This is a genomic window from Bacillus safensis, from assembly GCF_039619585.1.
GTDB classification, from domain to species: domain Bacteria; phylum Bacillota; class Bacilli; order Bacillales; family Bacillaceae; genus Bacillus; species Bacillus safensis.
Genome location: NZ_CP154909.1, coordinates 1780066 through 1793566, shown reverse-complemented (window position 1 = coordinate 1793566; position 13501 = coordinate 1780066). Strand labels below are relative to the sequence as shown.

Annotated in this window: 11 protein-coding genes and 1 pseudogene; 11 read left to right on the top strand and 1 reads right to left on the bottom strand. The window is 40.6% G+C overall.

What is annotated here, in order from left to right; genetic code table 11:
• The first annotated feature begins 28 nt into the window (after positions 1–28).
• The 6 genes from AAYR28_RS09105 (at position 29) to AAYR28_RS09080 (ending at position 8448) form a co-directional block, all read left to right on the top strand.
• A complete protein-coding gene (locus AAYR28_RS09105) occupies positions 29–1360 on the top strand; it encodes an alpha-glucosidase/alpha-galactosidase (protein WP_034622049.1) in 1332 nt (443 codons plus the stop codon).
• 313 nt (positions 1361–1673) lie between these two features.
• Positions 1674–3134 carry a CoA-acylating methylmalonate-semialdehyde dehydrogenase gene (locus AAYR28_RS09100; RefSeq protein ID WP_120206942.1) on the top strand — a complete coding sequence of 487 codons (1461 nt, stop codon included), beginning with the start codon at positions 1674–1676 and terminating at the stop codon, positions 3132–3134.
• Positions 3135–3354: 220 nt separating this feature from the next.
• A complete protein-coding gene (locus AAYR28_RS09095; RefSeq protein WP_061109949.1) occupies positions 3355–4893 on the top strand; it encodes a glycoside hydrolase family 43 protein in 1539 nt (512 codons plus the stop codon).
• 35 nt (positions 4894–4928) lie between these two features.
• Entirely contained in the window at positions 4929–6194 is a 1266-nt protein-coding gene (locus tag AAYR28_RS09090) for a glucuronoxylanase (RefSeq protein ID WP_046311292.1), read from the top strand.
• Positions 6195–6334: 140 nt separating this feature from the next.
• Positions 6335–7042 (top strand): response regulator transcription factor, encoded by a 708-nt coding sequence (locus AAYR28_RS09085; RefSeq protein ID WP_061109948.1) that lies wholly within the window; start codon positions 6335–6337, stop codon positions 7040–7042.
• A 2-nt stretch (positions 7043–7044) separates the two neighbouring features.
• Positions 7045–8448: a HAMP domain-containing sensor histidine kinase gene (locus AAYR28_RS09080; RefSeq protein ID WP_120206944.1), complete on the top strand. Its 1404-nt coding sequence runs from the start codon at positions 7045–7047 to the stop codon at positions 8446–8448.
• A 55-nt stretch (positions 8449–8503) separates the two neighbouring features.
• Here AAYR28_RS09080 and AAYR28_RS09075 read toward each other — a convergent pair whose 3' ends face one another.
• Positions 8504–8812, bottom strand: coding sequence for a DUF4870 domain-containing protein (locus AAYR28_RS09075; protein ID WP_034283494.1), 309 nt, complete (start codon positions 8810–8812; stop codon positions 8504–8506).
• 263 nt (positions 8813–9075) lie between these two features.
• Here AAYR28_RS09075 and AAYR28_RS19060 point away from each other — a divergent pair, with 263 nt between their 5' ends.
• The 5 genes and pseudogenes from AAYR28_RS19060 to AAYR28_RS09050 all read left to right on the top strand — a co-directional run bounded on the left by AAYR28_RS19060 (position 9076) and on the right by AAYR28_RS09050 (position 13480).
• Positions 9076–9285 carry a MerR family DNA-binding transcriptional regulator gene (locus AAYR28_RS19060; RefSeq protein ID WP_051149979.1) on the top strand — a complete coding sequence of 70 codons (210 nt, stop codon included), beginning with the start codon at positions 9076–9078 and terminating at the stop codon, positions 9283–9285.
• Positions 9275–9603, top strand: a pseudogene (locus AAYR28_RS09065) (alpha/beta hydrolase); the annotation flags it as partial. The gene AAYR28_RS19060 and the pseudogene AAYR28_RS09065, both read left to right, overlap by 11 nt.
• Before the next feature lie 686 nt (positions 9604–10289).
• Positions 10290–11186: a myo-inosose-2 dehydratase gene (gene iolE / locus AAYR28_RS09060; protein ID WP_024427121.1), complete on the top strand. Its 897-nt coding sequence runs from the start codon at positions 10290–10292 to the stop codon at positions 11184–11186.
• Between the two features lie 22 nt (positions 11187–11208).
• A complete protein-coding gene (locus AAYR28_RS09055; protein ID WP_024427120.1) occupies positions 11209–12630 on the top strand; it encodes a sugar porter family MFS transporter in 1422 nt (473 codons plus the stop codon).
• Positions 12631–12646: 16 nt separating this feature from the next.
• Positions 12647–13480 carry a sugar phosphate isomerase/epimerase family protein gene (locus tag AAYR28_RS09050; protein ID WP_061109944.1) on the top strand — a complete coding sequence of 278 codons (834 nt, stop codon included), beginning with the start codon at positions 12647–12649 and terminating at the stop codon, positions 13478–13480.
• Positions 13481–13501 lie beyond the last annotated feature (21 nt).

The following is a 13501-nucleotide window of genomic DNA, read 5'->3' as shown; positions in this document are numbered from 1 at the left end:
AATATGGATGTAAAAAGGAGAGTCGTCTATGTCTAAAATTACATTTATCGGTGCAGGGAGTACCGTGTTTGCTAAAAATATATTAGGAGATTGTCTGTTTGTTCCCGCCCTTGCAGGGTTTGAATTCGCATTATATGATATCGACCACAACCGGCTGAAAGAATCAGAAACAATGCTGTCGCATTTAAAAGCAAATTACGGTGCAAACGTGACCATCCAGTCCTATCACAACCGCAAAGAAGCCTTAAAGGATGCAAAATATGTCATCAATGCCATCCAAGTTGGAGGCTATCGGCCAAGTACTGTCATTGATTTTGAAATACCTAAAAAATACGGATTAAGACAAACGATTGCGGATACGGTAGGGATCGGCGGCATCTTCCGTTCTCTTCGGACGATTCCTGTCATGCTAGACTTTGCAAAGGATATGGAAGAGGTTTGCCCAAATGCTTTATTGTTAAATTACACAAATCCAATGGCTACACTGACTGGTGCGATGCTTCGCTATACACAGATTCAAACGGTTGGTCTCTGTCATAGTGTGCAGGTGTGTACAAAGGACCTATTTGAATCTCTTGAAATGGAACATGAAGGCATTGAAGAAAAAATCGCCGGCATTAACCATATGGCATGGTTATTAGAAGTAAAACGGGACGGAAAAGACTTGTATCCAGAAATCAAAAGACGAGCAAAAGAAAAGCAGCAATCGCGGCATCATGATATGGTTCGTTTTGAACTGATGGATAAATTCGGCTACTATGTCACAGAATCCTCAGAGCACAATGCCGAATACCATCCATATTTCATCAAATCACGGTACCCTGAACTAATCGGTCAGTTTAACATTCCGCTCGATGAATACCCGAGACGCTGCGAGGAACAAATCAACAATTGGAATACAATGAAGCATGACCTGGTGGGAAACACACAGATCACACATACCCGCTCAAAAGAATATGGTTCCCGGATCATTGAAGCGATTGAAACGAACGTTCCCTTTAAATTTGGCGGAAATGTTCTGAACACTGGCGGGCTCATTGACAACCTGCCTGAAAAAGCTTGTGTAGAAGTACCGTGTGTGGCAGATCGAAGCGGCATCATGCCATGCTATGTCGGAGAAATACCTGAACAATTGGCAGGACTCAACCGAACGAATATCAGCTCACAGCTGATGACCATTGAAGCAGCGATCAGCGGTAAAAAAGAACACATTTATCAAGCAGCTCTACTGGATCCACACACAAGCGCTGAATTATCAATTGATGACACCATTAAATTATGTGATGAACTCATTGAAGCACATGGAGAAATGCTGCCAAATTATATAGAACCAAATCAATATGCCGCATCAACCAAATAACAGAATGAACCAGTCTCTACCTGATGCACCGCGCATCAGGTTTTTGTTATGAAGCAAAAAGAGGATTGACTGAGGGCAATTTTAATATTATGATTTTTCTAAAGTTAATCAACAGTTAACCAAAAACACATCATGAATTTTTGGCATTCTAGTGTCACATGTCACAAACAAACCAGTTTATCACAACGTAAACCAAAACTGCCGTTTGATTTGACAAAGAGTGTATACAGATGAATGCCCGTTAGATGAGACAATGACGATACATACACATCCTTTAACAAGACAATCTTTAACAAAAGAGGAGAGAGGGAACATGACCAAAACAGATGTACAAACGTTGAAAAATTATATCGGCGGACAATGGATTGAAGCAGAAACAAGTCAAACAGAAGCAGTGTATAACCCAGCCACTGGCGAAATCATCGCGGAAGTGCCGCTTTCAACAAAAACAGATGTCGAACATGCGGTACAGGCAGCACAAGAAGCATTTGCCACTTGGTCGAAAACTCCCGTTCCCCGCCGTGCACGCATTTTATTTAAATACCAACAGTTACTCGTTGACAAATGGGATGAGCTGGCTGAACTCGTAACGATTGAAAACGGAAAAAGCATCACAGAAGCAAAAGGAGAAGTGCAGCGCGGAATTGAATGTGTCGAATTTGCCGCTGGTGCACCAACCTTAATGATGGGAAAACAATTACCAGATATCGCATCTGGACTCGAATCTGGCATGTACCGCTATCCAATTGGCGTCATCGGCGGAATTACACCATTTAACTTTCCGATGATGGTTCCTTGCTGGATGTTCCCGCTTGCCATTGCCTGCGGAAATACGTTTGTTTTAAAACCTTCAGAGCGCACGCCGATTCTTGCCGCACGATTAGCCGAATTATTTGAAGAAGCTGGTCTTCCAAAAGGGGTTCTCAACATTGTCAATGGAGCTCATGATGTCGTCAATGGTCTGCTTGAACACCAAAAGGTCAAAGCCATTTCATTTGTCGGCTCTCAGCCAGTTGCAGAATACGTCTATAAAAAAGGCACAGAGCATGGCAAACGTGTCCAAGCACTTGCAGGAGCAAAAAATCACTCCATTGTCCTCAAAGATGCAGATTTAGACGCGACAACGAAACAAATCATTGGTGCTGCCTTTGGATCAGCAGGAGAGCGCTGCATGGCCGCGGCCGTTGTCGCAGTGGAAGAAGAAGTGGCAGATGATCTCATTCAAAAATTAGTTGATGAATCGAATAAGCTTGTCATTGGAAACGGAATAAATGAAGAGGTCTTTCTTGGTCCAGTCATTCGAGAGGAACATAAGGAGCGAACGCTTCAATACATTCAGTCAGGGATTGAAGAAGGCGCAAGTCTCATTCGAGATGGCAGGAAAGATCACGAAACAAATGGAAAAGGGTATTTCGTTGGACCAACGATCTTTGACCATGTGACAAATCAAATGAAAATTTGGCAGGACGAGATTTTCGCCCCAGTCTTATCAATAGTTCGTGTCTCTTCACTGACAGAAGCGATCGACCTGTCTAATCAATCAAAATTTGCGAACGGTGCCTGCCTGTACACAGACAGTGCATCAAGCATCAGAGAATTTCGCGAAAATATTGAAGCAGGGATGCTCGGCGTCAATATCGGTGTTCCCGCACCAATGGCATTCTTCCCGTTTTCCGGCTGGAAGGATTCCTTCTACGGAGACTTGCATGCCAATGGAACAGACGGAGTAGAGTTTTACACAAGAAAGAAGATGGTGACCGCTCGTTATATGTGATCAACACTCATCAATTAACTTAGAAAATGCAGTTCCAAAAGGAGAACTGCATTTTTTGTTGTCTTCTAGTCAAAAAGTAAGGGTTTTCATCGTGATTCCAGCAAGGATTTGCACTAGAAATCATTCTTTCTATTCATTCTTCATCAGTATCTATCAACATATTTTGAAATTGGGCCTAAACCCCAATATTAGGAAGATGAAAACAGGAGGAAATGAAACGATGAGGACGAGGATGAAGTGCGGCGTTGGTTTATTGATTTTTGCTTTGGTACTGAGTTGTTTACCGGTATATGATGCGAGTGCGGCAAGCACAACAATTGCAAAACGTGTAGGAAATGCAAACCCGCTCATAGACCACCACTTGGGCGCTGATCCGTTTGCGCTCACCTATAACGGAAGAGTGTACATTTATATGTCGAGTGATGACTATGAATATCACAGCAACGGTACGATTAAAGATAATTCTTTTGCCAATTTGAATAGGGTCTTCGTCATCTCTTCAGCAGATATGGTGAACTGGACAGATCATGGCGCGATTCCAGTAGCCGGTGCAAATGGGGCAAATGGCGGCAAAGGGATTGCTAAATGGGCAGGTGCTTCCTGGGCTCCATCAGCGGCGGTGAAAAAAATCAATGGGAAAGATAAATTTTTTCTTTATTTTGCGAACAGCGGCGGAGGGATTGGTGTTCTGACAGCAGATTCCCCAATCGGTCCATGGACAGATCCTATCGGAAAAGCGCTTGTCACGCCAAATACACCAGGAATGTCCGGGGTTGTATGGCTGTTTGATCCAGCCGTTTTTGTAGATGATGACGGCACTGGTTATTTATATGCAGGTGGAGGCGTACCAGGCGGTTCTAATCCAACGCAGGGACAATGGGCCAATCCTAAAACAGCAAGAGTCTTAAAACTAGGGCCTGATATGACAAGTGTTGCCAGTAGCGCCTCGACCATTGATGCTCCTTTTATGTTTGAAGACTCAGGGATGCATAAGTATAACGGAACCTATTACTATTCCTATTGCATCAACTTTGGCGGCTCCCACCCAGCAGATAAACCACCTGGTGAGATCGGTTATATGACGAGCTCAAGTCCGATGGGTCCATTTACGTATAGAGGGCATTTCCTGAAAAATCCGGGTGCATTTTTTGGCGGCGGCGGTAACAACCATCATGCGGTGTTCAATTTTAAAAACGAGTGGTATGTCGTGTATCATACCCAAACGGTCAGCTCTGCTTTATACGGGGCAGGAAAAGGCTACAGATCTCCGCATATTAATAAGCTTGTGCATAATGCTGACGGCTCCCTTCGAGAGGTTGCAGCCAATTTTGAAGGGGTCAAACAGCTTTCCAACCTGAATCCTTATCAGCGGGTAGAAGCTGAAACATTTGCATGGAATGGACGCATTTTGACAGAGGCCTCTTCAGCTCCAGGCGGACCGGTCAATAACCAGCATGTCACAAACATTCAAAACGGAGATTGGGTGGCTGCCAGTAACGTCGATTTCGGATCAAACGGCGCAAGAACATTTAAAGCGAATGTAGCATCAAATGCAGGCGGAAAAATAGAAGTACGCCTCGGAAGCCCTGACGGCAGACTCGTCGGAACATTAAATGTCCCTTCCACAGGCGGAACAAACAATTGGCGAGAAGTAGAAACGACAGTAAACGGAGCAGCTGGCGTGCACAACGTATTTTTTGTCTTTACTGGAACAGGTGCAAACCTATTTCAGTTTGATTCCTGGCGGTTTACTCAATAACAAAGGATGAGAAAATGATAGGAGAGTGGAAAAATTTGATGTCAATGATCAAAAAAACAATCTGTACTTTATTGATCTGCTTCACCATGCTGTCTGTCATGTTCATCGGACCTGGCGCAACTGAAGTTTCAGCAGCAGATGCCAATATTAATATCAATGCAGAAAGACAAGTGATTCGCGGCTTTGGCGGAATGAACCACCCGGCTTGGATTGGTGATTTGACCGCACCTCAAAGGGAAACCGCTTTTGGCAATGGGCAGAATCAGTTAGGGTTTTCCATTCTAAGAATTTTTGTAGATGAGAACAGAAATAATTGGCACAGAGAGGTCGCCACAGCCAAAAGAGCAATAGAGCATGGAGCTTTAGTGATCGCTTCACCTTGGAATCCTCCAAGCCATATGGTCGAGACTTTCAACCGTAATGGTACAACTGCAAAGCGGCTGAGATACAATCAATACGCTGCATATGCTCAGCATCTGAACGATTTTGTGACGTATATGAAAAATAATGGAGTCAATCTCTATGCGATATCAGTACAAAACGAGCCTGATTATGCACATGAATGGACATGGTGGACTCCTCAGGAAATCCTGCGTTTCATGAGAGAAAATGCCGGCTCCATTAATGCCCGCGTGATTGCGCCAGAATCCTTTCAATACCTTAAAAATATATCAGATCCTATCTTAAATGATCCGCAAGCGCTTAGAAATATGGACATTCTCGGAGCCCATTTGTACGGAACCCAAATCAGCCAGCTTCCATATCCTCTGTTCAAACAAAAAGGAGGGGGGAAGGAGCTTTGGATGACAGAGGTCTACTACCCGAATAGCGATAACAATTCAGCGGACCGCTGGCCTGAGGCATTAGGGGTTTCAGAGCATATTCACCATTCGATGGTAGAAGGGGACTTTCAGGCATATGTTTGGTGGTACATCCGCAGATCCTACGGCCCTATGAAGGAAGATGGCCTGATCAGTAAACGCGGTTACAACATGGCGCATTTCTCCAAGTTTGTACGCCCAGGATACGTCAGAATTGATGCAACGAAAAGTCCTGAACCAAATGTTTTCGTATCTGCCTACAAAGGAAACAATCAGGTTGTCATTGTCGCGATTAACAAAAACAATACAGGAGTCAATCAGCACTTTGTGATGCAAAATGGAACTGCTTCGCAAGCATCAAGATGGATTACAAGCAGCAACAGCAACCTTCAGCCCGGTACAGACTTAAATATATCAGGTAATCAATTTTGGGCTCATCTCCCGGCTCAAAGTGTGACAACATTTGTAGTCAAACGCTAGAATCAATTGAATCACCAAAAGCCAATTTTCTCATTTCAAAAGAAAATTGGCTTTTTTTATGCAAATAGGAAGTTGATTTTTTCACTATGTTCTTACATTGGGTATAATAATGGCAATGACTTCAGGAGAGTGATCAATGTATGCCAAAGCATCAAAGCAAAGTATTAATGATCGATGACGAAAAAGAAATTTTGGAATTAATCAACACAGTATTAACAAGAGAAGGCATTGATCGCGTTATAACAGCTTCAACTGCCCGTGATGGGCTCACGAAATTCCACCAAGAACAGCCTGATCTTGTCATACTTGATATTATGCTGCCAGACGGTGAAGGCTATGATATTTGCAGACAAATCAGAGAGACCTCCCATGTTCCGATTATCTTTTTATCAGCAAAGGGAGAGGAATCAGACAAAATTGTAGGTCTTGCCATCGGCGGGGATGACTACATTACAAAACCGTTCAGTCCAAAGGAAGTCGCCTACCGGGTGAAAGCGCAGCTGAGACGGCTCTCATACTTGCAGTCATCTCAAGCGGATCCCGTCATCAAAAAAGGGCCGTTTGAGTTAAACGAACAGCAAGCAGAACTGAAGAAAAATGGCGCGGTCATTGAGCTCACACCGAAAGAGCTTCTGCTGATGACCTACTTCTTGCAGCACCCGAACCGCATCATCAGTAAAGAAACGCTTTATCAAACTGTTTGGGGGGAAGACTTCTTCGGTTCTGACAATACGGTAATGGTTCATATCCGAAGACTTCGGGAAAAAATAGAAAATTCCCCGTCAACACCAGAGTTTCTCGTCACAGTCAAAGGGCTTGGCTATAAATTTGTTGTAAAGGATGCGTAAGGATGAAATGGCGATTAACAGGCAGGTATATGGTCTCTGTCATTATCGTGACCATTATCACGGTCTTTATCAACTTATTCGTATTTATGATTTGGCTCGTACTTCAGGCAAACAGCCAGCATAACGAGGAAAATACGCCCGAAACCTTCACAAGATCATTTGAACAATACATCTCTTTTTCTGATCAAGGGATAACCGTAAACAAAGAAGGGCAGAAAGCCTTAAAACAACAGAATGCATGGATTCAAATTTTAGATGAAAATGGCCAAAACGTGTATCATGCGCAGGCACCTAAAGGATTAAAGAACAAATATACACCGATAGACATCGTGAACTTACATAAATATAAAGATAAGCAATTATTATCGACCATTTATGCTGGCGGAAAAAAAGTAAAGGGCAAAGAATACAGCTACTTTATCGGTTTTAAAGACCCTTCCATCGGAAAATACCTATTCTCGTTTGACACGAAGGATTTAGTAACAAGATTCAATATCGGGACGATGATTTTATTATCAATTGATGCCATCATAGCATTACTCATTGGTTACTTATTCAGCCGGCAGCTCACAAAACCGCTCGGCCGTGCCATTCATAGCATCCAGCGGCTGGCAAACGGAGATTACACGACAAATCTGCCTGCTAAAGGAATTTATAAAGATGTCTTCTATAATGTCAATCACTTATCAGAGCAGCTCGCTTCAAGCAAAAAAGAAAAAGACAAACTAGAACAAATGCGTGAAGAATGGATCAGCCATATTTCTCATGATATTAAAACGCCATTATCCTCTATTCAAGGCTATGCTGAAATCATGAAGGATCGAAATTATCCTCTTTCAGATCAAGAGATGATGCATTATGCCAGCATCATAGAGAATAAATCACTGTACATTAAAGATGTCATGGAGGATCTAAATTTAACAACAAGGCTGAAAAATAACGACGTGATGCTACATAAAGAGCTTGTGAACATTGTGCCGTTGCTGCGTAAAACGTTAATTGATATCCTAAACGATTCGAGATATGCAGATCAAAGCATTGAGCTGCAAACGAATGTAGACAAGCTCATGCTGAATATTGATACGGTCCTCATACGAAGAGCAGTCACCAATCTCATTTTAAATGCCCTTGTCCACAATGATGCTGATGTGAAAATCATTGTACAGCTTGAGCAAAAAGAACATACCCATATCACAATTAAAGACAACGGCAAAGGAATTGAAGAGGCAGAGCTAGAAAAAGTGTTTGACCGCTACTATAGAGGGACGAATACAGCAGGGACACATGCTGGCTCTGGTCTTGGAATGGCGATTGCAAAAGATATTATCCAAAAACACGGCGGAGATATTACGATACAAAGTATAATTGGAGAAGGAACAACGATTGATATCCAATTACCCACTTGAATAGACATACAAAAAACGGTTCTGCTCAATGACAGAACCGTTTTTTCATCTATTATTATTCTGAAAACACTTTAATGCCTTTCACAATGTTCCAAATGAAGAAGTAAATCGCCACAAGGAATGTCAGAGCATACGTAGCAATTAAGAACGGACCAGCATGACTGATATCGTTCATGCCAAGTAAACCTGAACCGACAATACCAATACCGAAAATCAAATAAGGAATAACATGCGTCCATAGTGACTTTTTCGCATGATATTTCACTTCATCCTTTCCTAAGAAGTAGACGATAATCGGAAACAGAAACGGTGCAAAAAAGATACTGAAGTAACATAATGAAGACAAAATTTTATTTTCTCTCAAAACTTTTCACCTCTATGATTAATTTAGAAGGGAGGAGAATCATTCGACTCATCCCTCACTTCCTTACAAACCCATTGTACAACCTCAACCTTAACCTGTATTAATCCGAACCTTACAGCAACCTTAAAAATGAATAAATAGTGGCATTTCCGTTTCAAAAGGCTAAATTGAAAATCACATATCCATATTTTTGACCTTATTCTTGACCTTGTAGTATACTTCAACCTTTATAATGGAAATATCAACAGGTGACTAACCTATACATGAAAAATACGAACATAGGAATAGAGCTGATGACAAAAGGTGAACTTGCAAAAAGAACAGGAATAAGCGCTGCTGCCATTCGGTACTATGAAGAAAACGGCATTTTACCTGTCCCAATACGCTATTCTAATGGTTATCGATTATATACAGAAGATGACCTATTAAAAATTGAATTCATAAAAGGGGCTAAATCGTTAGTTACTCCCTGAATATGCTGAAAAAAATCAGATGCTGGCTCGTGAAGGAATGGAAGTCATTACAAACATATGGGCTGCTGATAAACACCCAACAGACTCATTGATCAGCCCAATCTACGGAGATTTTAAAGGATTGGGGAAAATCACTCATTTATTGGCACACACGAAGCTTTATATCCAGATGCGATAAAACTTGATGAAAAACTAACAGAGCAAGGAATTGAGATCAACACCTACGTTTATCTGGAAATGCTTCATGTGTTTGTTGTCATGCTAATCCCAGAAGCAAAAGATGCTAAACAAAAAATCATTCAGATCATTAATAGCTAGGTATCGTCCTTTTATGTCACGAAATAAATGAAACACACTCAATTTAATATTTGATGGAAACACCTTTCCCGAATCCTGAAAAAATTAAATCAGTGTACTCCGATAGAATACCGTCACACACTGGCAATTTTAAGTTTTTTATATTCGCCAAGTTGACAAGGCTAAGAACAGATTAGTGATCTTTTTCAATGAATATTCACAAGTAAAGAAAACCTGTAAAAATTGCAGGAAAATGAGACATGCATAAGTTTTCAAGTGTTGTTTGCGTTTTCATGAAGATTGTTGGCGCATACATTGACTTTGCCAAACGAAATCATCATCTTCATAATGAAAAGAGAATGAAGCATAAAGGGGTCATGAACTTTGAAAAAAAATGTTCAAGCTATGCTGAAAGAACTCAATCGTGCCATGAAACAATATGGAGAAGCTATCATTAAAATTAAATCCAATGTATAGCCTTTAATTTTAATAGGTGTCTAGTCTGGTGCAATTGCATCAGGCTTTTTTTCGTGATGAATAGTTAAAATAATGAAAAAATTTCGAAAAACAATTGACTGAAAGCGCTTTTGATATTATGATTATTTCAAAGTTAACCATAAGTTAACCAAAAATATGATTATTTTTTGAAAAACTTATGGTTAACTCTATTTTTCAAGTATTTAGTCATAAAGGAGGCTGACAAACGCGTGACCAACCCGAACTGTATTTCGTGGGGCATTGCTCCGATTGGCTGGAGGAATGATGATATTCCAACGATAGGAGCTGATAATACATTATCTCACTTATTAAGCGATATATGTGTCGCTGGTTTTCAAGGAACTGAAGTAGGTGGTTTTTTCCCCGAACCCAACATTTTAAATAAAGAGCTTCAATTACGTAATCTAAAAATTGCAGGCAAGTGGTTTAGTAGTTACATCATACAAGACGGACTAGAGATGACGAAAAAAAAATTTACTGATCATTGTCGATATTTACAAGAAGTAAATGCAAGTGTAGCGGTTGTATCTGAACAAACGTACTCTATTCAAAAAAAAGAAGTGAGTGTTTACAAAAATCAACCCACTTTTTCGGATAAAGAATGGGACTTACTCTGCACAGGAATAAATGAGTTAGGCAAAATTGCTAACGCTTTCAATCTGAAACTTGTGTACCATCATCACCTTGGCACAGGGGTTCAAACCTTATCAGATATTACTCGTTTATTAGAAGGAACGGACGAAAAATATGTTCATCTTCTATATGATACTGGTCATATTTTCGTATCAGATGGCGATTATATGCCCCTATTGCATACACATATTGACCGCATACATCATGTTCACTTTAAGGATGTTAGAAAAGAAATAATGGACCTTTGTAAGCAAGAAGATTTGCCTTTTCTACAATCCTTTCTTAAAGGTATTTTCACTGTTCCAGGTGACGGATGTATTAATTTTGAAGAAGTATACCGCGTTCTATTAGAAAATGGTTATAACGGATGGATTGTGGTTGAAGCTGAGCAAGATCCTTCAATTGCACATCCACTTGAATATGCGCTGTTGGCTCGTAAGTATATTGATGAGAAATTAGTGATCCATACTTAAAATAGAACAGGAGAAAACGAGCATGAATAAACAAGTCAACCAACACCAAAATCTTAGGGCGATTATTTTAATTTCGACTTTTGGCGGACTTCTTTTCGGATATGATACTGGCGTCTTAAATGGGGCATTACCATATATGTCACAACCAGGGCAGCTCAATTTAACAGCGCTTACACAAGGTTTAGTGACAAGTGCATTACTTTTTGGGGCAGCATTTGGGGCAGTGATATGCGGTCGGTTATCAGACCGTTATGGCAGGCGTAGAACGATTTTTTCTCTCGCAGCGATGTTCTTTTTTTCCACGATCGGTTGTACAGTTTCACCGAATGCAGAAATTATGATTATTTTCCGATTCCTCCTTGGCCTAGCAGTTGGGGGAGCATCTGTTGCAGTGCCAACTTTCTTAGCAGAAATGTCACCTGCGAATCAGCGCGGAAGAATCGTTACACAAAATGAATTGATGATCGTAACAGGTCAATTACTTGCGTTCGTTTTCAATGCTATCATTGGTAACTTATTAGGAGAGAACCCATTTGTATGGCGAATTATGCTACCGATTGCTGCTCTTCCAGCGATCATTTTATTCTTTGGCATGTTGAGAGTCCCTGAAAGCCCAAGGTGGCTTGTCACTAGTGGGAAAAGAGATGAAGCCCTGCAAGTGCTACAAAAGATTCGCTCAAAGGTAGATGCAGAAAGAGAGCTTAGTGAGATTGAAAATGCCTATGAAAAAGAAAAGAACCTTGACAAAGCAACCTTTAAAGATTTCTCTATTTCTTGGGTGAGAAGGCTTGTACTCATCGGAGTAGGGATTGCGATTGTCCAACAAATAACTGGTGTCAACTCTATTATGTATTATGGAACCGAGATATTAAGAGGTGCCGGCTTTGATACAAAAGCAGCGTTGATTGGTAACATTGGAAATGGTATTATTTCGGTTATCGCGACAATTGTAGGAATTGTCTTGCTAGGCAAAATCGGACGCCGCCCTATGCTCATTACAGGATTAATCGGTACAACGACAACATTACTTTTCATCGGAATTTTTTCAAATCTTTTTGCTGGGTCAGAATTACTTCCATATATCGTGTTATTATTAACCATTACCTTCCTTGCGTTCCAACAAGGTGCAATTTCTCCAGTGACTTGGCTCATGTTGTCTGAGATATTTCCACTCCGCCTTAGAGGGCTCGGCATGGGTGTCACAGTTTTCTGCCTTTGGATTGTTAATTTCTTAGTCGGTCTAACGTTCCCTATTCTACTATCTCAACTTGGGTTGTCTGTGACATTCTTTATCTTCGTTGGATTCGGTATCTTGTCAATATTGTTTGTTACTAAATTCTTGCCAGAAACGAAAGGGCTTACATTAGAAGAACTTGAAGCGAATTTCCGAAATCATGGTCATTCAGGCGTTGATGTTACATCAAATAATAAAACAATTTCTTAATGAAAGAGGTATATAAATGAAACTTGCATTTAACCAAGCGACAACTCTCAAAAATTCTAATTTATCAAAAGATTTAAACCTTTGCGAAAAACACGGTTATGATTTTATTGAAATTCGAACAATGGATAAATTACCAGAATACCTTGAGACTGCTTCACTTGAGGATCTAAACAACTATTTTCAATCAACCACAATTAAACCACTTGCCTTAAATGCTCTCGTCTTCTTCAATAATCAATCAAAAGAACAATACGAAGCGACAATTCAAACATTTAAAGACATGCTTGAAACGGCCAAAACAATTGGTGCACCTTACATAGTTGTCGTTCCACTAGTAACAAAAGAAAAATTTCTTAAATCAGAGATTCATAAAAGTTGTGTAAGCGTGTTAAAGGAACTTTCTACGCTCGCTTCTCCTTATGAAGTAAAAATCGCTTTAGAATTCGTAGGTCACCCTGAATGTACTGTCAACACATTGTCTCAAGCATACAAAATCATTGAAGAGGTTAATTGTGACAACGTAGGGCTTGTTCTAGACTGTTTTCATTTCCATGCAATGGGCTCACGTTTAGAGGACTTACAAAAGGTTGATATTTCAAAAATCTTTATCGTCCATATCGATGATACAGAGGACTTCCCAATCGGCTTTTTAACAGATGAAGATCGCGTATGGCCAGGTGAAGGCGCCATCGATCTTCAAGGGATTTTCAGCATCTTAAAAGAAAAAGGATATGACGGTGTGGTATCTGTTGAGCTATTTAGACCCGATTATTACAACCTTGATGCAGAAGTAGTCATTAAAAAAGCCAAACAAACGACAAACAACGTACTTACAAAAATGGGGGTCTAATTGCCATGAAGGAGTGTTCAT